The following is a 22807-nucleotide window of genomic DNA, read 5'->3' as shown; positions in this document are numbered from 1 at the left end:
GCCGCCAATCGGCTCAGCGGCATGGTTGATTGTTATAAAATCAAGCTCCGATCTGCCGGGTATCGGTTGGTTTACCAGGCGATAGATCAAGAGGTGAACATGCGATTGTCCGGTTGCTGGCGGAGTTAGTGAAAGAACCGCATATCACGGCGCACCGGAGTCAGTAGGCAATGCCGAAATCCTGCTTATATATGGCGCAGAATTTCGGCACAGGGTCTGCCCGAATTATTTCAGACCTTGAGCAGTTTCACCGTGGCATCCACGTCTATTTCATCTTCCGAGAAGATTAACGTCGTTTCCTGGAAGGTGGTGATCGCCAGTTTTTTCAGCGAGCGCATTTCACCAGGCTTAGCGGATGATTTCGGCCTGATACTACTCATCAGCACACCCACGGACAGCACCGCATTTTCTTTATCAATGCGGGTATCGGCGGGCACTTCTTCGCGGTAAACCAGGTAAGATTTGATCGACGTAAGCTTAAGGCGCTCGCCCGCGATATAGATGTATTTGCTTTCCGGTACGACTTTCACGGCATAAGCTGACAAACCCTTGTTATTAGTGGTAGGTTCGAAAGTCACCGCCGCATCTTTCTTAATCAGCTCAGGGTTGGCGACCTTAATCACATGAAAATAACGGTTATCACCGTTTTCATCTTTGATAAATCCGAAACCTTTATCTTTAAACCAGGTTGTGATCGTTCCGTTCATCGCCATTACCGCCTACTTAATCGTTTATCTACTCAGTTTTTACAGCGCGCAGTGTAAAACACAATGCCTGCGCAGACTACGTCTTTAGTTTAAGTCTGGACGATAAATTTCTGATATGCGAGGGGGCGGCGGCCAGGTGAAGGCGTAAACGACGCAGAGTGAAACGCTGCGGCCAGACGTGGCGGAAGAGTTAACGGGGCTGCCGGAGGGGCCCTGCCTTTTTCCATGAACCGGCTGAACATGCAATCTTAATGAAAAGCCCTGGAGGGCTTTTCATACATAAGCACCTGCAAAACGTTAATTACCACATCAAATCATCGGGCACTTTAAAATCAGCATACGGATCTTCTTCATCTTGCTCTTCCTGACTAAGCGCACTATTTAATACAATACTGTTTGCATCTCGCTGCGCAATTTTATCGGCTACGCTCGCGGGGATAATGGCGTATTCGCTCTTGCCACTGCTATCAACAACCAAACGGGCAATGGCGAGACGACCACTAATCAGCTGAGCTTGTGTAAGCTTATCCACAACTATTTTTTTAATTAAATTATTATCTGTGAAGTTAAAACCAATATCGCCTTTTGAAATGTCGATTCTGTTCATTTCAATTAGCTGCTTCACCTGAGCTTTATACTCTTTAGATAAAGCAGTTTGTTTTTGTTGTTCGCTTAGCTGTTTATCACGTTCAGCTTGTGCTTTTTTATTTTCTTCCACCGCCTCTCTTGCCTCGCGAGCCTGAGCTCGTGATTTTTTAGCCGTTCTTTGGACTTTGGCCATTTTTGTGCTGGTCACTAATCCAGCTTTTAGCATCTGCTCTTGTAAGGTGAGTTTTGTCATCTTCGTTTCTAAACCAGTTGAATAATTTCTGGGATTATACCTGTAAATTTTGAAGCTGTACCAGTTTGCAAGGCCCGATCACCGTGTGGCTTGAGTTTGGAGGGGCCTAGCAGATCCGATTTGACCTGCCCCCAGTAATCAAGCCAACACTTAACTAGTAACATCGTTTTGATCTGTACCATTTTTACTACTGCGATAGTTTACAGCGAATTCCAATGGCGTCAGGTAATTACGCGCAGAATGCGGCCTTCGCTCGTTATAATCCTGTCGCCGGTCGCTGATGATCTTGCGTGCCTGAGCAAGATCCTTGAACCAATGTTCATTCAGGCATTCATCCCTAAAACGCCCGTTAAAACTTTCGATAATACCATTTTGCGTCGGTTTCCCCGGCTGGATAAGTTTTAACTCAATGCCATGAGAATGAGCCCATTGATGCAGCGCATGCCGGTAAACTCTGGCCCTTGATCGGTGCGTATCGCTTTAGGATAACCCCTGAATAACGCCACATTATCGAGTATCCGCGTCACCTGTTCGCCAAAGATCCCGTGCGCAACCGCTATATCGAGGCTCTCTTTGGTGAAATCATCCACGCAGGCCAGGCACTTTATCCTTCTGCCACCGGCGAGAGCGTCCATGACAAAATCCCTCGACCAGGTCATGTTTGGAGCACTGGGCCGAACAAGATGTTTAGAGGCTGAATGACCAGAACCTGGCCTCCTAACGGGAGGCCTATGAGTCGGTCTTTTTCAAACCTTCACGGGACTGGTGAATAGTGATCGGCAAGGTAAAATTTCGTGCGTCATATGTAGGTAATAGACAATTAGCAAAAACAAAACCTCTTTCACACAGAAAAACATAAATGTTGGCGATAAAAGGGCCTAAAATTATTGTATACCATGCTTATTTTAGAGATTTTTTTATTATTAAGGCTATGAATAAAAAAGCAAGCACATAAAATATAGGCGTAAAAATATTAAATTCCATAATTTACCATGTAATGTAATTCAGGGCTGATAACAGTATACTACAATCAACCGGCAAAATATTATTGAAACCCTTGAGCGAGAGGTCAGCGCACGTTGATGCCGTATCCATGTCTGTTTAAATGAAATCAATAATAATCGAAAATCTCACGTCGGCAAAGTCATGGGTACCTGTGTTTTGCGGATGTCTAGCCTATGCATAGGCTTGGGATATGCTAAGGTCCGACATCAGTCTGTTTTCTCGTTTTTCACACAAAATCCGCTTTCCGTCATTCTCGGATCTCACCCTCCACCACCGCCGGCCGCGGGGGCGAAAATACTATATGTTGTGCTTTCTTCAGTTGGTCACGCTACTCCATGGGTGGCGGTGGCCGAAAGCAATCGCCGTTGGAGCTCGGATGGCTTCGCGTTCCGCTGCGATAACGGCGAAAAGCTGCGGGTCACCTTCGCCATCGACTGTGGCGACAGGGAAGCACTGGACTGGGCTGCCAGCACCGGCGGTTATGACAGCGATACGGTACAGGACGTAATGCTGCGCTCGGTTGAACGCCGGTTCGGTCAAAACCTGCCGACAGCGCCCATTGAATGGCTGACGGATAACGGTTCGGCCTATCGTGCAGGTGAAACCCGGAGCTTCGCTAAAATGCCAGGACTGGAGCCCAGAACGACCGCGATCAGAAGTCCGCAACGTAACGGTATTGCGGAAAACTTCGTCAAGACGATGAAGCGTGATTATATCGGCATGATGCCCAAACCGGACAGCCAGACGGCGGTAGGCTTCGGCGCTGAGGTATGCCCATAACTCAGCGCTAATAAACCAACACCATATTTCGGCAGGTTCTGGCGAGGTGGTTAAAAACGGTGCTCAATACCGCGATCCTGCCCGTAGCCGCACGTTAACCGGCTTTATCCAAACGCCAGTCGCTGAGCGAATGGGAACCAAAACAACGTTAATGCCGCGAACTCATCGGCTCGTTCCTTGCCCCAATCTCTAGCCTGGAATAGGCTCGGCGTTACGCCGTCGCAATTCCCCGATTGCTGCATGAGCGGCAGCATTTTTCTGCACTAGCCTCGATTTTTCCCGTGCTACAGTGCGGCTATATTCAGCAGGCTCATCTTTGCCGCGTTAAGCCGCAGACCGCTGAGGCCAAAGCTGCGCCCTAGGGGGACACGCTCCCTGCGTTCAAATTCACACTTCAAGGAAAACGAGATGACGACCGTAAATGAAAGATTGGCATGGCGCTATGCAACCAAGAAATTCGATGCGACGAAAACCGTGCCGGCCGAAAAGCTCGAACGTATTATTGAAGCCGTGCGGCTGGCGCCTACCTCAAGCGGGCTCCAACCGTTTGAGTTGTTTGTAGTGAGCAATGCGGATATCCGCGCCAAGATTCGAACCGTGGCCTGGGATCAAGCGCAAATTACCGATTGTTCGCACCTGCTGGTATTTGCTGCGTGGGACGACATTACAGATGATCGCGTTAACATGATGTTCGACCTTACCAACGATGTACGGGGTTTTAAAAACGAGGGTTGGGAAAATTATCGCCAAATGTTGCTGGGTATCGTCGCCGATCGAGGAACGGAGGCTAACTATCAGGCGGCCGCGCGGCAAGCTTATATCGGCCTGGGCGCTGCCTTGATTGCTGCGGCTTTCGAAGAAATCGACGCTACGCCGATGGAAGGATTCGACCCGGCGGCGGTCGATGATATCCTTGATTTGAAGTCGAAGAACCTGCGAAGCGTCGTTATGCTGCCGCTGGGTTATCGGGCGGCCGAAGGCGATTGGCTGGTGAACTTGAAGAAAGTCCGGCGCAGCCGCGATAGCTTCGTCACAGAAATAAAGTGAACCCGGCATTATCCCCCTATGCACAGTATCGAAGCGGATTTTGCTTTCCTGGCTCTGTCGGCCGGAAGCAGGGAAACGAGGCGCAGCAAGATAGTTATAGCAGGACTGGCGGCGCCAGCAATATCGGCTCATTGCCGGCGCGGCTCCCGCAGCCCCCCGATTTCAGTTCCAAAGAACGTCAAGTGAGTTTAAGAAGCCCGGCAAGCCAGCGCTTTCCGGTTTTTTACGTCCATCGACGGAAGCCGGATTGAGAAGGGAAAAAGAACGCTGCGGTATGCGCCATGTTTTGGGGGCAGTCCAGCCGGCTTAATTTATCCTGCCACGCTCAGCTGACGGTGACCGCCCAAACAATCGCGAATACTCCCGGCTGAACTGCGTATGGCTCTGATAACCAACAGACAAAGCAATGGTAGTGATATTGGCACTCCTGGTGGCAAGCTTTGCCCGAGCCTGCATCAACCGTATCCGTTTCTGATATTGCACGGGGCTAAGTGCTGTAATTGCCCGAAAGTGGCGATGGAACGCCGACACGCTCAGCGCGGCCATATCAGCCAGTTCTTCAACCCGTACGGCTTGCATATAGTTCTGCTTTATCCAGTTAATCACCGTATAAATCCGGGACAGATGCGTATCAGGCATTGCAATATCTCGTAGCATCCAGCCAAGTGGGCCTTGAAGAACGCGGAACAGGATTTCTCGTTCATACGCCGGAGCCAGCGCGGCAATTTCCTCCGGCTTATTTATCAGACGCAGCATTCTCAGCCAGGCATCCAGTAATTCGGATGTGACAGGTGCGACGGCAAATCCAGGATCGTAGCGCGTTGCGGTGCCAGAATCAGGCAAATCGGCCAGCAGATCGGCAATAATTTCCGGTTCAGGCGTGAGGCTAACGGCAAGATAGGCAGCGCCGGTCTGATCATCCGCATAAACCTTACCGACGGCCGGTAAATCCACCGACATCACAAAGTAAGTCGCGGGGTCGTATCTGTAGGTTCTATCCCCCACCGTCATGCTTTTCGATCCGGTAAGGATCAGATTAATCATCGGTTCATAGACTGCGGCCAACCGGTGTTCGGGGATCTCCCCCTGAACCATCGCCACGCGCGGTATTCCTGTTTCGGTGCGCTGATTTCCGGCCCCGGCTGCCAGTTCGCGCAATTCATGCAATTGTTTTTCCATTTTCGATAAATAACACGCCCCAGCGCCTGCAACAAGAGAAAAGCAGTATCGGGCAACTTCTAAAGAGGATTGCATGAGCCAGAGTAAAAAGCCCCGCGTACTCTTGTTCTGGCCAAACTTCTCCACAAGAGGTGTGTTCTATGCGTTATGTTTTGATTACCGGTGGCAGCCGGGGGATAGCTGATGCGCTGCTTGCGGCAACCAACGCCTTCGACGTCGATCGTGCGTTAACCCTGTTTACGCCAGATGCGGTAATCGACGACCCATCCACCGGCTCCCGTTTTGATGGCCATACCGGTATCCGAAACTATATCGAACAGTATTTCATCGGTTATCACACCGTGACCCGCTTGCTGTCTATCAATAGTGGGGGCGAAAACCATGTGCGTGCGCGGGTCGATTTCACCGGTGATTTCGGTCATGAAATTGGCGTGCTGGAGATATCCGTCAATAGCGACGGGCTGATAGAGCGTATCGACGCCAGCCTCGAATGACCAACCACTCAGGACTCGGAACTATTATGAAGAAGCTGATGATTTATGGCGCGACCGGCTATACCGGAGGCATGATCGTTCAGCATGCGATTGCTTCCGGAGTGCCGCTTATTCTTGCCGGACGCAACGGGATAAAACTGGCCGCAATGGCCTCGGCGCTGAATATACCCTTTCGGGCTTTCCCCCTGGACGAGCCGGATATCGTTGATGAAGCACTTGCGGATGTTGCGGTGCTTCTGAACTGTGCCGGCCCATTTATGCACACAGCGAATGTGTTGATAAAGGCAGCGATACGCAAACAGGTGCATTACCTTGATGTCGCCGCCGAGCCCGACAGTTACAGACTGGCTGAAACCTTGGACCGGGAAGCCGCCGCCGCTGGCGTCATGCTGCTTCCAGGATGCGGAGGCAGCGTGGCGATGCTGGGTTGTCTCGCCGCCCATGCTAAAGAGCGGGCAACAGCCCCCAAAAGTATATCGCTGGCTCTGCGCGTCGCCGGGCCGATGTCACGGGGTTCGGCAATCAGCGCGACTGAAAATCTGTCGCCGGAATGTCTGATACGCCGCGATGGTTTGCTGATACAGCAGGCTCCCACCGAAGTGAGAACCTTCGATTTTGGCAAGGGGCCACTGGAATGCTTCCCGGTAACGTTGCCGGACCTGATCACCGTCTGGAAGGCAACGAATATCCCGGACATTGCTACCTTTGTGCATGTCACCGGGGCAGGTTTTCCACAGGGCGATCTGTCTGTTTTACCAGACGGTCCAACCCCCGAAGAGCGTGACGCCAACCGTTACCAGGCCGTTGCCGAGGTTGTCAGCGCCGATGGCAGGACAGTGCGCATGCTGCTGGACACAGTGAACGGTTACAGCTTCACGGCAATGGCTGCCGCTGAGGCCGGGCGAAGGGTTCTGGCAGGCCAGGCGCGTCCGGGCTTTCAGACCCCGGCGGAGTTGTTTGGCAAGGGTTTCGCACAAACCATTGCAGATACCCGAATAACCGCAGTACAGAATGCAGGCTAAAATGGAATGAGTGAACAACTCCCTGGAAAGGGGATCTGTTAACCACATTACAAAAACCAAGCGGAAGCGCGTTGCCCATTCAAACGACGCATTTTCGTAATGGTTGCCAGGGTTGTCCGCCTTCAGGTCCGAAGAAACCACCGGTGGCGGTGTTAACCAGCGGCCGTATCTCCGGTTACTACATTTCCCCGGAACCATGGAAAGCCATGATTGATTATCAAGAGGATATCGAACTCGGCAAGATCGCCCTTTCACGGATGAAGAGCAAGCGCGATCAATAAGGACCTCAGTGCCCCAAGATTGATTTGGTGCAACCACGCCATCGCCTAGCGGGTAGATAGCCCTACAGCTTTTTCTGCCAGAACAGCGCACGCCCGGTTTCCGGCTGCAATTCATAACCGGCAAAACCAAACTTGCGATAGCTGGCCTGGGCTACCGCGTTCCCTTCCAATACTTCCAGGGTGATTTTGCAGCAGTTGCGCGCCCGCGCTTCGTCCTCAATCGCCGCAAGCAGATGCTGGCTGATACCCAGGCCGCGGAATGCCGGCGATACCGCGATATCGTGGATATTCATTAAAGGCCGGGCGGCAAAAGTGGAAAAGCCGGTAAAACAGTTGGCCAATCCCGCGGGCCGGTCGTCCACCAAAGCCAGCAGCGTCAGGGCATCGGGCCGCCGGGCCAGTTCCTTAACCAGATGGCCGCGGGCATAATCGCTCAGCGGTTCCGCCCCACCCATGGGATCGCGCGCGTAATGATCCAGCAGTTCCACAATCTGTCCGGCGTGCTGCGGGTTACCGTAGTCGGCCTTGATGACCTCGATTCGCATATCCTTCCCTCGGCAAAATACCTCAAAATGTGTCTTATAAAATATACTGGTTTCGGCCCCTGGCGCGAGCAAATCCGTCCGGGGCGGCAAGGCAAAGCCTTTCAGCGCGCTAATCCGTGCGGCGTAAATCCTGTGTCGCCGTAAGCGTGCCCGCCGTATGCTTCAGGCCGATATGAACAGGTAGACATGCTATTTTGTGAGTAATATAGGTAACTATAAACGTCTTTTATCCACTTAATGAGTATTAAAAGTTACATTAATGCGCGCCGTTGCATCATTTTCCTGCAGGGCTAATCAGGCTTGCCCTGTCAACGCTAATAGAGTGCATTGGGCAGGCTAAGTGCTAAAAAGATGCTTTATGTGTAAAATAAGTTACAATGATTGAATGTAACGCATTTAACGTGTCATATATAACACATTAAATAAACGGGATAGCATCGTATGGAATCGTTGACCTTACAGGCTTTTTTAGAGAATCAATGGGTTGATATTGCCAATATCACTTTTCCGGAGAGTGAACAAAACTCATATCGTATTACTGAGTTGGAGTATCTATCTGACTATGCAATTGAAAACCTGAGCCGCGATGATAATCACGCAGTATCGCTGAATCATCCCGTATCTTTGTTCTTTGAGGATGGAGGCCAGCGCGGTTGGATGAAGTTTCTCGATGACATCATTCCCAGCGGAGCCAGCAGACGCTATTGGGCTAATTACCTGGATCTTGCGGGACTGAGTGCAGACCAACAGAATTTCGTGTTACTCAAACATGGCACCATGTCCCCTGTTGGCAACTTGCGAATTAAAGAATCACTACCTGAGTTCACCCTCTTGTCTGAAACCCTCTTTTTCTCAATAGATGACGTTAAAAATAGAGCAGGCGACTTTCTGGACTATGCCCAAAACCGGGGTGCGGCCGCGGGCGGAGCAACAGGCGCAGGCGGGGAAGCACCAAAATTGCTACTCCGTTGTAGCGAAGATCAACGCATCTGGATCGACACTTATCAAAATGATTCTGCCAATCGGGATATTCATTATTTAGTTAAATATCCACGCGGAGCGCGTACCGAGGTTGACTGTAATATCTTAAGGGCCGAGTTTTATTACTATCACGAATTAGAATCTTTGGGATTTGATACCATACCAACCAGGCATATGCGTCTGGAGGAAGGTTTAAATTACCCTTCACTATGGCTGCCAAGATTTGATGTATCTTTCGAAGATAAGGGATATATCAAACGATTTGGGATGGAATCCGTATATTCGATGTTGAGAAAAACCCCGGGCGTCACTTTATATCATGAAGAAACGATCAGAATACTGATTGATAAAATCACACAAAGCAACATGGTAGTAGAACAAGACTTTAATTTTGATGTAAAAGCCTTTGTTATCGAGTGGTTACGCCGGGATTTACTGAATATCATTTTCGGCAATAGTGATAACCATGGGCGGAACACATCGTTTCTTAAAGATGAAAACAGCATCAGACTAGCACCCATCTATGACTTCGCCCCGATGAAAGCAGACCCTGAAGGCATCCCCAGAACCACTAAATGGGCCCAGCCTTTAGAAGTTGGAGGAGAATATGATTTTAACGGTATTGCCGTAGCGCTTTCTGATCTCGTACCCCCAGAGGAATTATTGCAGGCGCTAAGAGATACAGCGCACCAATTACTCGATCTAAAAGATAGATTGGCGCGCAGAGGCGTTCCAGAACAAATTCTCGCTATGCCGGCGATAGGTTTCAACTTCATTTCCGAAAAATTAAATAGATGGGGTTTGCTATGAAAGGACGAGATCCCGGGATTACTTCAGCGAAACAAACCATCGCGAAAATCCGCGCCAGACAAAACGCCGGGCAGAAACCGGTAAGCAAAGCGATTTATAGCAAAAACCAGACGGGCGCACCATCTTCAACGGAAAATGCGTTACGTCAAAGGGTCTCGAAAACGACAACGGCAATCGGTACCCAAGAACGGAAATCAGCAATGAATGCCATTATCAAGAAACTGCTGCTTGGTGAAATAACTCAAGGAGATGCCTTGAAAAAACTACGGATTGAGGTGCTGGGATTAAAACAGGATACCTTCGCGCAGCTTGTTTCAGTCTCGCGGAAAACCCTGTCGGAGGTGGAAAACGACAAGGGAAACTATACTTCTGATGTAATCAATAAGTTATTCAAACCTTTTGGCCTGCAAGTGGGATTAGTGCCGATTTCCCGCCATATGTTCTCGGCGCTCTTTGTAGAGTGAGGCTATGAGCGGGCAGATGATGCTTATTGCTGGCCGCCGGTCAAATCGTTAACGATTTAGTTAGCGCGACCAACACCAAATCGTCGCGCAGCGGCGCCCCCACGTTGGTATCGTCATAAGGAAAGGGTTCCGTTTGTCCGGTACGCGCAAATCCCAGCCGTTCATACCATTCAATCAGGGGTAGCCGCAGATTGATGACCGAAATTTTCAGCGTATGGGCGCCGGCGCCGCGGGCGAATTTTTCCGCGCCGGCCATGATGGACTTACCCAGACCGGTAGCCTGCGCCTGCGGTCCGACGGCCAGCATCGAGAGATACCACTCGCCGTGCCGTCGCGGGGTGAGGGCGACGCAGCCAGACAGCCGGCCGGAAACGCCGTCCCTGGCGAGCAGCAGGGTCGATGCGCCATTGGCGATCATTTCGGCCAGGGATTGCCGGTTGGTGCGGGGGCCGTCGATCAACCCCACTTCGCTGGTCCACCCCGGCACCGCCGTGCTTCTGTAAGCCTGGTTGACAAGTTCGGCCGCCTCGTCAAGGTCCATGTCCTGCGCTACCAATAAATTCATGATCTCACCTATTGCCATAAACCATAACCGCACCGGATTACCGCCGCGGTACCGCGCCGCCTGCCCCATGGCATGCGCCACAGGTCCCGCCATCGATTCCGTCACAGATAATATTGCCGTCGGCCGGCAATATGGAATGTCAGGATGCATGGGATTGATAACATATGCCGGTGCAAGTTTCCAGACTGCCGGCCCTGCCAGCGGGCCGGTAGCCGGGAAATAAATAGTAGCGCCAGAAGACATCGCCGCCGCTTAGGGCCTTACGGCGCAGCTATCGCGCTCAGCCAGCGATCGCGGTTTACGGCCGCCGGCCCGGCGGGCTGACTTAATAGACCGTCACCGCCAGGTCGGCGGCGGCCGGTTGGCCGGCGGTCAGGCGCTGGAATTCCGCCAGCGCCTGATGATTATCCGCTGCGCGGATATGAATGGGAGAAATAGCGAACTGTTGCAGTAATACCGCGCGAATAATCGTCCCCGCGTCCGGGTCTTCCAGCGATTGCGGCGTAACTACCCCGTCCTTAAGCAAAAAAATAAAATAGCGTTGGTTCATCATGGCCTCCAGCGGTGTGATGGTGTGATGGCAACGGCGTGGGGCGTGATGGTTATCACAGGCCCGCCCGCCATGGCATAAAAGCAGTAGATACCAAAAACTGATTGAAATATAATCACTTAAATTCTTCTTTTGATAACCGATTGGAATGGATACTCGTCTGCTACGTGCTTTTATCGTCCTCGCGGAAACCCAAAATTATCGCGCGGCGGCGCTGCGGCTGTTTATTACCCAGCCCGCGCTGTCCAAACAGATCCGGACGCTGGAAAACGATCTGGGGGTTACCCTGTTTGCGCGCGGCAGGTACGGCGCCCAGCTCACCCACGCGGGGGAACTGATGCGCGGCAAAGCCCGCGAACTGGTGGAACAGTCGGATGCGTTGCTGGCGTATGCCGGCAATGTCGCGCAGGGGACCACGGGCAATCTGGCGCTGGGGTTTGGCATTTCAGGGATTAAAATCGCCCCGGTGATGGTCGCGCGCTTTCGCCGCGCTTATCCGGATATCATCGTCAGCCTGGAGGATATTCCTTCGTCGCAGCAAATCGCGCAACTGCTCAGCGGCCAGCTGCAATTGGCCTTTATGCGCCTGCCGGTAACGCCGCCGCTGGTCGGGCGCAGGCTGGTCGGCGAATCCCTGGCGCTGGCCGTGAAGCAGAAGTCTTCATTGGCCGGCCGGCTGGATAAAAACCGGGATTATAAAATTCTGGATTCACAACCGCTGATTAAACTGCTGCCGGAAAAGGGACCGGGCCTGTATCGTCAGGTGGCGCAGTTTCTGGCAGCGAATAATGTCATGCCGAATGTGGTACAGCAAAGCCGGGATCTGCAGACCATTATGGCGCTGGTTGCCGCGGGAGTCGGCGTGGCCATCGTGCCGGACAGCGCGGTGCATATCGCCCCCGCCGGTATTGAGCTAATCGCCCTGCACGGCCCCTATGCCCGGTGGGATATGGGCATGGTATGGAACCCCCGGTTGGCGGACCCGCTGCGCGACCGGTTTATCGCCATGGTCGATGAAGCCGATTTTTCATTGTGAACCAGGCTTTGTTTGCCGATACGCCGCCCGGGGCGCGGCCATGGTCAAACTGTGATCTTACGTCAAAACTTCAGCATTATTCGCTAAATCCCACCTCGCTATTTGATCTAGTTTTACAATTAATAACAGGAGGTGACCATCATGATTATCGTTGCAGCTTTTGTGCTATATGCCATTGTGATGACGATAGTAGCCGTAGTGGTAACTCATCGCCAGGAGCATCACGATCGGACAAAAGCCCACTCGTAGGCGGGCTTTTGTCCGATAACGACCGTCCGATAGCGACGCGCCCTCATTACGTCCGCAAATTCCCCTTTTTCAGAATTCATCCCTGGCGCCACGCGGTTTTGCCTGGTTTCAGCCCATGCCCGCCGCGCCGCATTGGTTAACGCGGGTAGTGGTGTGGTTTTAGGCTAAATTGTGAAGGAAATCGCAGATATCGAATCGTTTCAACTCAGTAACGGCAGATAGTGATCCAGGGTCATGTATTTCTCTATAACCAGCATATGATTAGGCAAACAACTACAATAGTGGTGAATATGTTTGCCAAAACGCTAAATAACCCTATTTTACCGACCTGACAAGCGGCAGTTATAGCCCATAAGGCCTTCTATCCCACATGCCATGCCGGGAGGATGTCTTTCGCAATAAATTTTGTATCCCACCAAAATTTTAAGGAGAACGATTATGTCGAGCGGGGTCACTTTATGTTAGCTCTGGAACTGATTATCGTATTACTGGCTATTTTCCTCGGCGCGCGCCTGGGGGGTATCGGCATCGGTTTTGCCGGCGGGCTGGGGGTGTTGGCCCTGGCGGTCATAGGCGTGCATCCCGGCAGCATTCCTTTTGACGTGATTTCCATCATCATGGCGGTTATCGCGGCGATCGCCGCCATGCAGGTCGCCGGCGGCATGGATTACCTGGTACAGCAAACCGAGAAAATCCTGCGCAAAAACCCCAAGCATATTACTATCCTGGCCCCGGTCGTGACCTATTTCCTGACGATATTCGCCGGCACCGGCAATATCTCGCTTTCCGCATTGCCGGTCATCGCGGAGGTGGCCAAAGAACAGGGCATTAAACCCTGCCGGCCGCTTTCCACCGCGGTGGTTTCAGCGCAGATAGCCATTACCGCCTCCCCTATTTCGGCCGCGGTAGTGTATATGTCCTCGGTTTTGGAGGGGCATGGCGTCAGCTATATCCACCTGTTGATGGTAGTGATCCCGTCAACCTTCTGCGGCATGCTGTTGATGTCGATCCTGGTCAGTTGGCTGTTTAGTTCCAAATTGTCCACCGACCCGGTCTATATCAAGCGCCTGGAAGAAGGACTGGTGTCATTGCGCGGCAACAAGGTGGTGACGATAAAACCCAGGGCAAAAATGTCCGTACTGCTATTCCTGGCGGGCGTGCTGGGGGTGGTCGCTTACGCCATTATCAACAGCCCGGGCCTGGGACTGGTCGCCACGCCGATTATGACCACCACCAGCGCCATTCTGATTATCATGCTGAGCGTCGCGACGGTGACCACCATGGCATGCTCCGTCAGTACCGATGCGGTGCTCACCTCCAGTACCTTTAAGGCGGGCATGAGCGCCTGTATCTGTATTTTAGGCGTGGCATGGCTGGGCGATACGTTTGTGCAGGCCAATCTCGGCTGGATTAAAGAGACGGCGGGCGCGGTTATCCAGAGCCATCCCTGGCTGCTGGCCGTGATTTTCTTCTTTTGTTCCGCGCTGCTGTATTCGCAGGCGGCCACCGCCAAGGCGCTGATGCCGATGGCGCTGGCGCTTAATGTCAGTCCGCTCACCGTGGTGGCGTCGTTCGCCGCGGTTTCCGGGCTGTTTATCCTGCCCACCTACCCCACCCTGGTGGCGGCGGTGCAAATGGATGATACCGGCACCACCCGCATCGGCCGTTTTGTTTTTAACCATCCGTTTTTTATCCCCGGCACCATGGGCGTGACATTCTCCGTCATCCTGGGGTTCCTGCTCGGCAGCGTGATTCTGTAAGTCACGGAATAGGGGGGAAATCCCCCTGTTTGCCCGTGCGCTATTGTTCATTTTTTTTGAACTACAACAGCAAATTTATTTGATATCCTATTTTATTAATGAGCGTTATTATTTGTTCATCGAAAGCAAAACGCTTTCACACTCACACACTAGATACATAGGATATCAATTATGAAAAAGACAATCGCAGCACTCAGCCTGATCGCAACCATGATGATCCCAGCCGTAGCCATGGCAAACAACGCTGACTACCAGAGCTATGCCCATACTTACCCGGTAAGCCAGAGCAATAATGCTCACGTAAATACCGCAGAGTAAAACCCGGCAAACTAATACAAAAATTTTCATTATGTTACAAAGGCGATAGGGCTTGGGTCCTATCGCCTTTGCTTTTTTATGCCCTCCTGATTTTTTTTACCCGCTATCCATCGCATCCAACCGCGCCACTAAAAAAGACTTTACGTATGCATTCGGTTGCCGGCCCCGGCCATTAACCGTATAAATAATCTGGCAAACGAAACGGCGCCGGGACCGAAGACAACGTCTTCTCCCGACGATATCCCGCGCAGGGATACCGGCCGGCTACGATGGATTAGCGGCAAGAGGTGGAAAAATGTTGTTGGTGTCGCCCAAGGGTAAGGCAACCCTGCTGGGATTACTGGCCATTGTGCTTTGGAGCAGCACGGTAGGATTGATAAGAAGCGTCAGCGAAGCATTGGGGCCCATCGGCGGGGCTGCCGTGATCTATAGCGTTAGCGCGCTGATGCTGCTGGTGCTGGTCGGGTTTCCTTCGCTGCGTACCTTCCCCCGCCTCTATTTGATTTTTGGCGGCATCCTGTTTGCCAGCTATGAGATATGTTTGGCGCTGGCCCTGGGTTATGCCAACGACCGCGCCCAGGCGATCGAGATCGGCATGGTTAATTATCTCTGGCCCAGCTTTACCATTTTGATGGCCGTGGTGCTTAACGGCGAAAAAGCCAACGGCTGGATCGTACCGGGACTGCTGCTGTGCCTGTACGGCATCGGCTGGATCATGGGGGGCGAAGGCGGCTGGTCGCTGCAGCGTATCGGGCACAATGTGCTGACCAACCCGCTGAGTTATGGCCTGGCCTTTTGCGGCGCGATTATCTGGGCGGTCTATTGCAATGCGACCAAGCGCTGGGCGCAGGGCAAGGACGGGGTCACGCTGTTTTTTATCCTGACGGCGGTAACGCTGTGGGTGCAATATGCGCTGAGCAATGAAAGCGGGATGCGGGTGGATTTGCCGGTCGCCCTGCGGTTTATGCTGGCGAGCGCCGCCTCGGCGGTGGCGTACTGGGCGTGGAACCGCGGCATTATGCGCGGCAACTTGATGCTGCTGGCCACCGCGTCCTATTTCACGCCGGTACTCTCCTCCCTGGTGGCCGGACTGGTATTGCATACCCAGCTCACGCTGTCGTTCTGGCTGGGCGTATTGATGGTCACCGCCGGGTCGCTGCTGTGCTGGGTGGCGACCCGGCGTAAAAACACCAAACCCGCCTGAACCGGCGGACCGGTTACAGCGTATCCGCCAGCGCCTCCACCCGCGCGATGGCCGCGTACAGGCGTTCCGCGGTGACCTTGCCCGGCATATTGGCCATATCCGGCGCGTGCAGCGAAGCCTGCACGATGCCGTCCAGCTCGTCGCGGGTCAACTCGGCTATCTCCCTTAACCGCAGCGGCACCGCGCAGTCCCGCGCCAGCGTCAGCGCCGCGCGCAGGTCGTCATCCGGTCGTTCTTCCAGCGCCAGCAGGCACAGGTTGCCAAACCCCACCAGCAGGCCGTGGCCGAAATCACGGGTTTTCGCGCAGACGGTAAATCCTTCATAGATGGCATGGGAGGCGGCGGCGTGGGCGCCGTTGCTCATCAGCGACGTCAGGCCGGCGAACATGAAAATAGCGTCCAGCACCTGGTCGAGCTGCGCATCGGCCCGGCCGTTGCGCACCGCCTGGCAAGCCGCCGCACCGTAGGCCGCGATCAGATCGTAGCAAATCAGGCTATTGGCCTGCGAAGAGCGGGCGATCCCCACCAGTCCGGCGCCTTGGCTGCTGATGGCGCGAAATTCATACCATTTGGCCAGCGTATCCCCGAGTCCGGCCGCCAGCCAGCGCAGCGGCGCCCGCGCCAGCAAGTCGCTGTCGATGATCACCGCCGCCGGCGCCTGCGGCAATGGATAGAGATCGCGGAACCGGCCGTCGTCATAGTAGCGGATGGTCAGCGGCGTCACCGCCGCGCAGGTGGCGGCAATGGTCGGTACGGCCACGACGGGCACATTGCCGGCCGCCCCCACCGCTTTACAGGTATCCAGGGCCTTGCCGCCGCCGGCGGCGATAATCAGGTCGATATTCAGCTCCGCTACCCGCCGCGTCAGGCGCTGGATATGCGTATCGCTGCATTCCCCGCCAAACCATGCGCTGCCGATCAGCGCCACCGGACCGGCGGCCAACTGCTGTTTAACGCCGTCCCCCACCGCCGCCAGGGCCTGGTGGCCGCCGATCAGCAGCGCGCGCCGGCCGAGCTTCCGGCAGACTTCGTCCAGGCGGGACAACATGCCCGGGCCGCGCAGGATTTGCGCCGGGAAAATGATGGTCTGTGCTTGCATGTACGGCTTCTCCATGGTGTTGCCTGCTAAAAAATACGCTCGGCGTTAGCCGGCGCGGCGCGCCGGCACGCTAAAATCAATGCGATCCGGACCTCAGATAAAATCCCGCTGATTGGGGATAAGCAGGGGGACCAGCGCGCTGATATCATCTTCGCCCTCAAGGGCCATGCCCCGCGCCCACAGGGCCTGCGCCTGAGTTACCGGTAATGCCCTGGCCGCCAGGGATAAAAATTTATCACGTAATTGCCGGTCGCTGACGGGATTGGCGGGATTGCCCAGCGCCACCTCCACCCGCAGCGACAGACGGTCCCCGTCCCGGGTCAGCAGAGTGATTTCCGGCTCGCCGTCGGCGCTAAGCGCCGGATCGACCAGTAAAGTGATGCGGGCCATCATGGCCAGCAGGCGGGGATCGCGGCGCTGGAGTTCCCCATAGGCATCCAGGCCGGCGTGGCCGAATACCAGCCGCGCCGCCACCGCGTAGGGCAGGCTCATCTGCGCGGCCGCCAGCGTCTGGATATGGGTATTGCCGCACATATCGTTGAGGAATGGACAAAGCCGCACCTCGATGGCCGCGATCTCATCGCCGCCGGCGCCCAATCGTCCGAGCAGCAGCCCGGCGGCGTCGATGGCCGCATGGGTGCCGCGGCACGAAGCATAGGGTTTAATGGAACAGCGCTCCAGCTTCCATACCCGTCCCAGCCGTTCGGTCAACGCCTCGGGAACCGCGCTGCCGGCGGCAAAGGTGGCGAGAAACCCGCCCCAGCGATCGTCGAACAGCGCCCCCGGCCCGGTAATCCCCCGCATGGCGCACAGCGCCGCCAGCACGCCGCCCTCGGCGGCGCGTCCGGCGTGCAGTTTTTTACTTTGCGAACCGTCGTGGATAAACCCCCACAGCCCGCCGCTGAAACTGCCGGCCACGCCCAGGGCCGAACTGACCTGCGCCGTCCCCAGGCCAAGCAGACGGGCCGCCGCCGCCGCCGCGCCGAATACGCCGCAGGTGGCGGTGGAATGCCAGCCGGCGCCGTTGTGGGCGGAATAACCGCCGCAGGCCTCCAGTACCCGGCGCGCCACATCGTAGCCAATCACCGTGGCGCAAATCAGCTCACGCCCGCTCACCGGCCGCGGACAAAGCGGCAAGATCGCCAGCAGGGCCGGGATCACCACGGCGCCGGAGTGATCGCAGCCGCCGGTGTCATCAAGTTCCAGCGCATGGGCGGCAATACCGTTAAGCAATGCCGCATTACGCGCCGAAGTGGCCAGGCCGGTGCCCCAGACCGGCGACTGCGGCGCGGCCTCCTCCATTTCCAGCAACCGGGTCATATCCTGCGCCACCTGGCTGGTCGCGCCCGCCAGTGCCGCCCCCAGCGTATCGAGAATATGCCGTTTACAGCGTTCAACCAGCGCCGGCGGCAGGGCGTCAAATGCCGCGCCGGTAACAAAATCGACCAGCGCCTGCTGGGGATTGGCGCATGCATCCCCGCCGGAACTCCCCGGCGCCGCATTCTCCCGGGCTAGTTTAGACATTGGGCAGCCTCCTGTCGTTATTGCCGGCGGATTGGCCGCGGGGACCAGCGACGGTATGCCGCCGCCAAACTTCGGCGGGATGCGCGGGGTCGTTGTCCGGCTGGCTGGACTGCCACCAGTCGGCCACCTGGGCGGCGGTGGCGATCCAGACATCGGGATGGGCGGCGATATAATCCAGCAATTCGGCCAATACGCCGATCCGTCCGGCGGTACCTATGACTTCGGGATGCAGGCGCAGCACATAACACAGGCCGAAGCGGTAAAAGCCGTCAAAGTCCATTTTCATATTACCGAGGGTCTGGCTGTAGGAGGCGATGCGCGACTGGGCCGGCGGCACCGCCGGGCTGAGGTTAAAGGCGAAATAGGGTTCGTCTTCCAGCTCATAGTGCAGGGGCAATTCCACCAGCCGGGGCCGATCCGGCGGCCGCGGACTCAGCGTATGAAAATAGGGCAAATCGTCGCCGCGCCAGCCCGATGTCCAGCGGATGCCTTCGGCCGCCAGCGCGTCTGGCAGTCCGGCGTCCCAGTTGCCCGCGGGCAGGCGAAACCCCTGCGGCGCGCGGCCGGTGATATTGCCGATGGCGGCGTTGCCGCGCCTTACGCTTACGATCTGTTCGTCCAGGGACAGCGTATCAAAATGCTCAAACCGATACCCGCAGCCGGCCAGCTCATGGCCGCCCTGCTGGATCTGGCTGACCCGCCCGGGATGCTCTTCGGCCACGATGCCCGGCAGGCACCAGCTGCCGGCGACCCGTTTGTCCGCCAGCAGCCGCAGCAACCGATCGATACCGCGCTGCGTGCCATAACGCCATACCGACAGGCTTTTCTCGCGGCCGGCCACCGCCGGCACCTGATGCACAATGCCGTGGATATCATTAAAATCCACGCTCACCACCACCGCGCAGCGCTTGCCCCGCGGCCAGGGGCCGGAACCCGCCTCAATGCTCATCGCCATGCTCCTGTAGCCACCATTGCGCCACGTCCCGGCAGCGGGCGAACCAAACGTCGTCCCGGCTGCGCAAATGGTCGAAAAATTGGTCGAGCAGCATAATGCGGCCCGGCTTGCCGGAAATTTTTGGATGAAACAGCGTGGTCAGGCTTAGCCCCTCGTTCATCGCGCCGTCGAATTCACGGCGCCAGTTATCCAGCGTCAGCGCATAACCGGCGGTGCGATCCAGACCCGAGGGGAAATTTGGCTCGCGGGTATAGGCCAGCGAAGCATAATCATCCAGCTCCCAGCGGCCGGGAATTTCCACCAGCGGCCGGTCCTGGCCCGCGACCCCGATCAGGTAAGGCCGGTCATCGCCGCGCATGCTGCTCGAATACGTTACGCCCGCGTCCAACAGCATGGCCGGGGTTTCCTGATGCCAGTCGCCGGAGGGGGTGCGAAAACCCTCGGCGCGGATACCCAGCACTTGCCAGAAAATCTCCCTGGACGTATCCATCACCCAGCGCTGCTGGGCGACGCTCAGGGCGTAAAAGGATTCGTGGCGGTAGCCGTGATAAGCCACCTCATGGCCCTGCTCGACGATGGCCCGGCACTGCGCCGGCCAGTTCTCCACCACCCAGGCCGGAATAAAAAACGTGGCGGGCAACCGGTGCGCGTCCAGCAGATCGAGAATGCGCCCCAGCGCCCGGAACGGGCCGTAACCGCCGAAGGTGAAGTAATCCGCTTTTTGCCAGATGCTGCCGTTAAGCATGGCGTCGCCGGTAGGGCCGTCGAGATCGAACGCCAGCGCCATACAGCCCGTTTTACCGCCGGGCCAGCGGATTGAGGTGCAAGACATGGATCGTTACCCCGTTCAGCACGCCGCGCCAGCGCGGCGCGGCTATCGCAGCAGGCGGTTATTTGCCGCTGTTGATGGTCACTTCCGTGATGGCGCCGTCCTGCATGCCCCATTTGGTGAGGATCTTCAGGTAGGTGCCGTCGGCGATCATGGCGGTCAGGGCCGATTTCACGCCCTCGATCAGCGTCGTATCGTCTTTGGCGATGCCCATGCCGGTAACCTGGTAGGCAAACGCCTTGCCGAGGGGTTTATAGGTATCCTTTTCCAGGTTCATGATATAAGGCAGGGTTTCACTGCCCTGCACTACGCCGTCGATACGTCCCTGGCGCAGCTGGGTGCGGGCATCGGCGGTGCCTTCGGCGCCCACCACGACAATGGCCGGTTTGCCGGCGGCCTCGCAGTTGGCCTGGCTCCAGGCGGCGATTTCCGCCGGGAAGGTGGTACGTCGGCTGGTGCCTACTTTTTTGCCGCACAGATCCAGCATCTGGGTGATTTCTTTATGGGCGACGGTGGTGTAGAACTGCGGCCCGCTATGATAGTAATCCACAAAGGTGGCCACCGGCTGGCGCGCCTTGGTGTCGGTCATGCCGGAGAGGATCATATCGATACGCTTGGTGGCCACCGCGTTCACCATCTGTTCGAAGCCGATTTCCTGCCAGCTGATTTTGCGGTTCAGGCGTTTGCCAATCTCCATGCCCAGATCGTAATCCATGCCGGTCAATTCCCCGGTAGCGGGGTCCTTGAACTCCAGCGGCGGGTAGTTGGGCATCATCGCCACCTTGATTTCTTCTTTTTGCGCCAGCTCCGCGGCGCCGGCGGTCTGGAGACCGGCCAGCGCATTCAGCAACATACCGGCGGATAACAGGGACAACAGCGTTTTTTTCATGGACGGATTCTCAAGTTAAAGTGATTAAATCAGGACGGCAGAGATAAAATTCTGCGTCCGCGGATTCTGGGGATTAAGCAAAACGTCTTCCGGATTGCCGCTTTCAATAATTCCGCCTTCGTCCATAAAGACCACGCGATTGGCCACTTCCCGGGCAAAACCCAATTCATGGGTAACGACGATCATGGTCATGCCCTCCGCGGCCAGGCCGCGCATTACCGCCAGCACCTCCCCCACCATCTCCGGATCGAGGGCGGAGGTGGGTTCGTCGAACAGCATCAATTTGGGTTTCATGGCCAGCGCCCGGGCGATGGCCACCCGCTGCTGCTGGCCGCCGGATAATTCCAGCGGATAAGCATCGCGTTTATGGGCCAGCCCCACTCTTTCCAACAGCGCCATGGCTTCTTCTTTGGCCTCCTTCACCGGGCGCAGCAACACCTGGGTCGGCCCTTCAATGATATTTTGCAGCGCGGTTTTATCGGGAAACAGGTTAAAGCGCTGGAACACCATGCCGGTTTTCAGGCGCTGGCGGGAAATCTGGCGATCATTGAGCGGATACAGCTTTTTGCCGTCGATGCGATAACCGATCAATTCGTCATCCACCCAGATACCGCCGCCGTCGATGCGCTCCAATTGGTTGATGCAGCGTAAAAAAGTGCTTTTCCCGGAACCGGATGGCCCGATAACGCATAGCACCTCGCCGTATTTCACCTCCAGGTTGATATTTTTCAGCGCCTGGAATTGGTCGAAATATTTATTGACGTTGACCGCCCTGATAATGTTTTTCATCCGATCCTCCCGCTAGCGGTCGCGGCGCTGGGTACCGCGCCCGTAAAAACGTTCCAGCCGGTTCTGGCCGAGGGACAGCAAGGTCACCGCCACCAGATACCAGATGCCGGCCACAAACAGCAGTTCCATGACCCGCGCGTTGGCAAAATAAATGGTCTGGGCGTTATACAGCAGCTCGGAATATTGGATCATGCTGGCCAGGCTGGTGGTCTTGACCATGCTGATAAATTCGTTGCCTATGGGGGGGATAATGACCCGCATCGCTTGCGGCAGGATAATGCGGCGCAGGGCGTGCAGGCGGGTCATGCCGATGGTTTTGGCGGCTTCATACTGGCCCAGGTCCACCGACAGCAGCCCGGCGCGCACCACTTCCGAAGTGTAGGCGCCCTGGTTGATGCTCAATCCGAGCAGCGCGGCCATAAACGGCGTCATGATATCGACGGTCTGAAAGCTGAACAGGCCCGGGATGCCCATTACCGGAAAGATCAGCGCCAGGTTAAACCACAGCAGCAACTGCAATATCAGCGGGGTGCCGCGGAAAATCCAGGTATAGCCGACGGCCACCGCGCGCAGCACCGGGTTGTGCGACATGCGCATCACCGCGATGATCACGCCGAAAATAACCCCCAGCAGCATCGCCAGGATCGACATCACAATGGTATTGCCCAGGCCGAACAAAATGGCTTTGGCGGTAAGGAACTGCCCGACAAACCGCCACTCGATCTTGCCGTGGGCAAAGGCGTTAACCAACAGGGCCAGCAGCGCCAGAATAATCACCGAGGAGAAAATCCGCCCGTAGTAACGCTGCGGCACATGCTGATATTCGCTGAAATTAATCATCGGCGGCTGGTCGCCGCCGTCCGGGTGTCGCAGGTCAGTCATAA

The 22807-nt window shown here is 55.6% G+C and carries 22 protein-coding genes and 4 pseudogenes; 12 read left to right on the top strand and 14 right to left on the bottom strand.

Features of this window, described 5'->3' with window-relative positions; all coding sequences use genetic code 11:
* Nucleotides 1-3 precede the first annotated feature (3 nt).
* A pseudogene (locus ACL2XP_RS04930) lies at nt 4-96 on the top strand (type II toxin-antitoxin system mRNA interferase toxin, RelE/StbE family); the annotation flags it as partial.
* 134 nt (nt 97-230) lie between these two features.
* Here the strand turns inward: ACL2XP_RS04930 and ACL2XP_RS04925 are convergent.
* The 3 genes and pseudogenes from ACL2XP_RS04925 to ACL2XP_RS04915 form a co-directional block, all read right to left on the bottom strand.
* Nucleotides 231-713: a cold-shock protein gene (locus ACL2XP_RS04925; protein WP_413737445.1), complete on the bottom strand. Its 483-nt coding sequence runs from the start codon at nt 711-713 to the stop codon at nt 231-233.
* Between the two features lie 295 nt (nt 714-1008).
* Nucleotides 1009-1548 carry a DUF2058 domain-containing protein gene (locus tag ACL2XP_RS04920; RefSeq protein WP_413737444.1) on the bottom strand — a complete coding sequence of 180 codons (540 nt, stop codon included), beginning with the start codon at nt 1546-1548 and terminating at the stop codon, nt 1009-1011.
* Nucleotides 1549-1698: 150 nt separating this feature from the next.
* Nucleotides 1699-2231 (bottom strand): annotated as a pseudogene (locus ACL2XP_RS04915) (integrase core domain-containing protein); the annotation flags it as partial.
* Nucleotides 2232-2892: 661 nt separating this feature from the next.
* Here ACL2XP_RS04915 and ACL2XP_RS04910 point away from each other — a divergent pair.
* Both ACL2XP_RS04910 and ACL2XP_RS04905 read left to right on the top strand, forming a co-directional pair.
* Nucleotides 2893-3306: pseudogene (locus ACL2XP_RS04910) on the top strand (DDE-type integrase/transposase/recombinase); the annotation flags it as partial.
* Nucleotides 3307-3741: 435 nt separating this feature from the next.
* Nucleotides 3742-4380, top strand: a complete 639-nt coding sequence (locus tag ACL2XP_RS04905) for a nitroreductase family protein (RefSeq protein WP_413737443.1) — start codon at nt 3742-3744, stop codon at nt 4378-4380.
* Between the two features lie 306 nt (nt 4381-4686).
* Here ACL2XP_RS04905 and ACL2XP_RS04900 read toward each other — a convergent pair whose 3' ends face one another.
* Nucleotides 4687-5559: an AraC family transcriptional regulator N-terminal domain-containing protein gene (locus ACL2XP_RS04900; protein ID WP_413737442.1), complete on the bottom strand. Its 873-nt coding sequence runs from the start codon at nt 5557-5559 to the stop codon at nt 4687-4689.
* 140 nt (nt 5560-5699) lie between these two features.
* Between ACL2XP_RS04900 and ACL2XP_RS04895 the strand changes: the two genes are divergently transcribed.
* The 3 genes and pseudogenes from ACL2XP_RS04895 to ACL2XP_RS04885 form a co-directional block, all read left to right on the top strand.
* Nucleotides 5700-6053 carry a nuclear transport factor 2 family protein gene (locus ACL2XP_RS04895; RefSeq protein WP_413737441.1) on the top strand — a complete coding sequence of 118 codons (354 nt, stop codon included), beginning with the start codon at nt 5700-5702 and terminating at the stop codon, nt 6051-6053.
* A 26-nt stretch (nt 6054-6079) separates the two neighbouring features.
* Complete coding sequence (locus tag ACL2XP_RS04890; RefSeq protein ID WP_413737440.1) at nt 6080-7075, top strand: saccharopine dehydrogenase family protein; 996 nt, start codon at nt 6080-6082, stop codon at nt 7073-7075.
* Nucleotides 7076-7215: 140 nt separating this feature from the next.
* A pseudogene (locus tag ACL2XP_RS04885) lies at nt 7216-7356 on the top strand (prevent-host-death protein); the annotation flags it as partial.
* A gap of 62 nt (nt 7357-7418) precedes the next feature.
* On the opposite strand, the gene ACL2XP_RS04880 reads toward ACL2XP_RS04885, so the two are convergent.
* Nucleotides 7419-7901: a GNAT family N-acetyltransferase gene (locus ACL2XP_RS04880; RefSeq protein ID WP_413737439.1), complete on the bottom strand. Its 483-nt coding sequence runs from the start codon at nt 7899-7901 to the stop codon at nt 7419-7421.
* Nucleotides 7902-8342: 441 nt separating this feature from the next.
* Between ACL2XP_RS04880 and ACL2XP_RS04875 the strand changes: the two genes are divergently transcribed.
* Both ACL2XP_RS04875 and ACL2XP_RS04870 read left to right on the top strand, forming a co-directional pair.
* Nucleotides 8343-9692, top strand: a complete 1350-nt coding sequence (locus tag ACL2XP_RS04875; protein ID WP_413737438.1) for a type II toxin-antitoxin system HipA family toxin — start codon at nt 8343-8345, stop codon at nt 9690-9692.
* Nucleotides 9689-10156 (top strand): helix-turn-helix transcriptional regulator, encoded by a 468-nt coding sequence (locus ACL2XP_RS04870; protein ID WP_413737437.1) that lies wholly within the window; start codon nt 9689-9691, stop codon nt 10154-10156. Before ACL2XP_RS04875 ends, ACL2XP_RS04870 begins: the two co-directional genes overlap by 4 nt.
* 40 nt (nt 10157-10196) lie before the next feature.
* On the opposite strand, the gene ACL2XP_RS04865 is transcribed toward ACL2XP_RS04870, so the two are convergent.
* Both ACL2XP_RS04865 and ACL2XP_RS04860 read right to left on the bottom strand, forming a co-directional pair.
* Entirely contained in the window at nt 10197-10721 is a 525-nt protein-coding gene (locus tag ACL2XP_RS04865) for a GNAT family N-acetyltransferase (RefSeq protein ID WP_413737436.1), read from the bottom strand.
* A 325-nt stretch (nt 10722-11046) separates the two neighbouring features.
* Entirely contained in the window at nt 11047-11274 is a 228-nt protein-coding gene (locus ACL2XP_RS04860) for a hypothetical protein (RefSeq protein WP_413737435.1), read from the bottom strand.
* 145 nt (nt 11275-11419) lie between these two features.
* On the opposite strand from ACL2XP_RS04860, the gene ACL2XP_RS04855 reads away from it, so the two are divergent.
* The 4 genes from ACL2XP_RS04855 (at nt 11420) to yddG (ending at nt 15838) form a co-directional block, all read left to right on the top strand.
* Nucleotides 11420-12307: a LysR family transcriptional regulator gene (locus ACL2XP_RS04855; RefSeq protein WP_413737434.1), complete on the top strand. Its 888-nt coding sequence runs from the start codon at nt 11420-11422 to the stop codon at nt 12305-12307.
* 707 nt (nt 12308-13014) lie between these two features.
* Nucleotides 13015-14316, top strand: a complete 1302-nt coding sequence (locus ACL2XP_RS04850) for an anaerobic C4-dicarboxylate transporter (RefSeq protein WP_413737433.1) — start codon at nt 13015-13017, stop codon at nt 14314-14316.
* A gap of 171 nt (nt 14317-14487) precedes the next feature.
* Nucleotides 14488-14634, top strand: a complete 147-nt coding sequence (locus ACL2XP_RS04845; RefSeq protein ID WP_413737432.1) for a hypothetical protein — start codon at nt 14488-14490, stop codon at nt 14632-14634.
* A 295-nt stretch (nt 14635-14929) separates the two neighbouring features.
* A complete protein-coding gene (gene yddG, locus ACL2XP_RS04840; protein ID WP_413737431.1) occupies nt 14930-15838 on the top strand; it encodes an aromatic amino acid DMT transporter YddG in 909 nt (302 codons plus the stop codon).
* A gap of 13 nt (nt 15839-15851) precedes the next feature.
* Here the strand turns inward: yddG and ACL2XP_RS04835 are convergent, their stop codons facing one another.
* The 7 genes from ACL2XP_RS04835 to ACL2XP_RS04805 form a co-directional block, all read right to left on the bottom strand.
* Nucleotides 15852-16937 (bottom strand): iron-containing alcohol dehydrogenase family protein, encoded by a 1086-nt coding sequence (locus ACL2XP_RS04835; RefSeq protein WP_413737430.1) that lies wholly within the window; start codon nt 16935-16937, stop codon nt 15852-15854.
* A 93-nt stretch (nt 16938-17030) separates the two neighbouring features.
* On the bottom strand, nt 17031-18461 hold the full coding sequence (locus ACL2XP_RS04830; protein ID WP_413737429.1) for an MmgE/PrpD family protein: 1431 nt from the start codon (nt 18459-18461) through the stop codon (nt 17031-17033).
* Nucleotides 18454-19416, bottom strand: coding sequence for a polysaccharide deacetylase family protein (locus ACL2XP_RS04825; RefSeq protein WP_413737428.1), 963 nt, complete (start codon nt 19414-19416; stop codon nt 18454-18456). The genes ACL2XP_RS04830 and ACL2XP_RS04825 overlap by 8 nt, the downstream gene beginning before the upstream one ends.
* Nucleotides 19400-20248, bottom strand: coding sequence for a polysaccharide deacetylase family protein (locus tag ACL2XP_RS04820; protein ID WP_413737427.1), 849 nt, complete (start codon nt 20246-20248; stop codon nt 19400-19402). The genes ACL2XP_RS04825 and ACL2XP_RS04820 overlap by 17 nt, the downstream gene beginning before the upstream one ends.
* A gap of 58 nt (nt 20249-20306) precedes the next feature.
* Nucleotides 20307-21134 carry an ABC transporter substrate-binding protein gene (locus tag ACL2XP_RS04815; RefSeq protein ID WP_413737426.1) on the bottom strand — a complete coding sequence of 276 codons (828 nt, stop codon included), beginning with the start codon at nt 21132-21134 and terminating at the stop codon, nt 20307-20309.
* 24 nt (nt 21135-21158) lie between these two features.
* Entirely contained in the window at nt 21159-21923 is a 765-nt protein-coding gene (locus ACL2XP_RS04810; RefSeq protein WP_413737425.1) for an amino acid ABC transporter ATP-binding protein, read from the bottom strand.
* A gap of 12 nt (nt 21924-21935) precedes the next feature.
* On the bottom strand, nt 21936-22805 hold the full coding sequence (locus tag ACL2XP_RS04805) for an amino acid ABC transporter permease (RefSeq protein ID WP_413737424.1): 870 nt from the start codon (nt 22803-22805) through the stop codon (nt 21936-21938).
* Nucleotides 22806-22807 lie beyond the last annotated feature (2 nt).

The sequence above is a fragment of the Sodalis sp. RH21 genome (assembly GCF_047324175.1).
Lineage (GTDB): Bacteria > Pseudomonadota > Gammaproteobacteria > Enterobacterales > Enterobacteriaceae > Acerihabitans.
Note: the sequence above shows the minus strand (reverse complement) of the source record. Positions and strands in the feature narration are given on the sequence as shown.

What these genes read in the sequence shown, in the direction of transcription:
- ACL2XP_RS04860 (WP_413737435.1), bottom strand. Translation starts at nt 11,274, where the DNA reads ATGATGAACCAACGCTATTTTATTTTTTTGCTTAAGGACGGGGTAGTT.
- ACL2XP_RS04875 (WP_413737438.1), top strand. Translation starts at nt 8,343, where the DNA reads ATGGAATCGTTGACCTTACAGGCTTTTTTAGAGAATCAATGGGTTGAT.
- ACL2XP_RS04820 (WP_413737427.1), bottom strand. Translation starts at nt 20,248, where the DNA reads ATGTCTTGCACCTCAATCCGCTGGCCCGGCGGTAAAACGGGCTGTATG.
- ACL2XP_RS04830 (WP_413737429.1), bottom strand. Translation starts at nt 18,461, where the DNA reads ATGTCTAAACTAGCCCGGGAGAATGCGGCGCCGGGGAGTTCCGGCGGG.
- ACL2XP_RS04870 (WP_413737437.1), top strand. Translation starts at nt 9,689, where the DNA reads ATGAAAGGACGAGATCCCGGGATTACTTCAGCGAAACAAACCATCGCG.
- ACL2XP_RS04895 (WP_413737441.1), top strand. Translation starts at nt 5,700, where the DNA reads ATGCGTTATGTTTTGATTACCGGTGGCAGCCGGGGGATAGCTGATGCG.
- ACL2XP_RS04810 (WP_413737425.1), bottom strand. Translation starts at nt 21,923, where the DNA reads ATGAAAAACATTATCAGGGCGGTCAACGTCAATAAATATTTCGACCAA.
- ACL2XP_RS04835 (WP_413737430.1), bottom strand. Translation starts at nt 16,937, where the DNA reads ATGCAAGCACAGACCATCATTTTCCCGGCGCAAATCCTGCGCGGCCCG.
- ACL2XP_RS04855 (WP_413737434.1), top strand. Translation starts at nt 11,420, where the DNA reads ATGGATACTCGTCTGCTACGTGCTTTTATCGTCCTCGCGGAAACCCAA.
- ACL2XP_RS04865 (WP_413737436.1), bottom strand. Translation starts at nt 10,721, where the DNA reads ATGAATTTATTGGTAGCGCAGGACATGGACCTTGACGAGGCGGCCGAA.
- ACL2XP_RS04845 (WP_413737432.1), top strand. Translation starts at nt 14,488, where the DNA reads ATGAAAAAGACAATCGCAGCACTCAGCCTGATCGCAACCATGATGATC.
- ACL2XP_RS04920 (WP_413737444.1), bottom strand. Translation starts at nt 1,548, where the DNA reads ATGACAAAACTCACCTTACAAGAGCAGATGCTAAAAGCTGGATTAGTG.
- ACL2XP_RS04805 (WP_413737424.1), bottom strand. Translation starts at nt 22,805, where the DNA reads ATGACTGACCTGCGACACCCGGACGGCGGCGACCAGCCGCCGATGATT.
- ACL2XP_RS04815 (WP_413737426.1), bottom strand. Translation starts at nt 21,134, where the DNA reads ATGAAAAAAACGCTGTTGTCCCTGTTATCCGCCGGTATGTTGCTGAAT.
- ACL2XP_RS04850 (WP_413737433.1), top strand. Translation starts at nt 13,015, where the DNA reads ATGTTAGCTCTGGAACTGATTATCGTATTACTGGCTATTTTCCTCGGC.
- ACL2XP_RS04880 (WP_413737439.1), bottom strand. Translation starts at nt 7,901, where the DNA reads ATGCGAATCGAGGTCATCAAGGCCGACTACGGTAACCCGCAGCACGCC.
- ACL2XP_RS04925 (WP_413737445.1), bottom strand. Translation starts at nt 713, where the DNA reads ATGGCGATGAACGGAACGATCACAACCTGGTTTAAAGATAAAGGTTTC.
- ACL2XP_RS04905 (WP_413737443.1), top strand. Translation starts at nt 3,742, where the DNA reads ATGACGACCGTAAATGAAAGATTGGCATGGCGCTATGCAACCAAGAAA.
- yddG (WP_413737431.1), top strand. Translation starts at nt 14,930, where the DNA reads ATGTTGTTGGTGTCGCCCAAGGGTAAGGCAACCCTGCTGGGATTACTG.
- ACL2XP_RS04900 (WP_413737442.1), bottom strand. Translation starts at nt 5,559, where the DNA reads ATGGAAAAACAATTGCATGAATTGCGCGAACTGGCAGCCGGGGCCGGA.
- ACL2XP_RS04890 (WP_413737440.1), top strand. Translation starts at nt 6,080, where the DNA reads ATGAAGAAGCTGATGATTTATGGCGCGACCGGCTATACCGGAGGCATG.
- ACL2XP_RS04825 (WP_413737428.1), bottom strand. Translation starts at nt 19,416, where the DNA reads ATGGCGATGAGCATTGAGGCGGGTTCCGGCCCCTGGCCGCGGGGCAAG.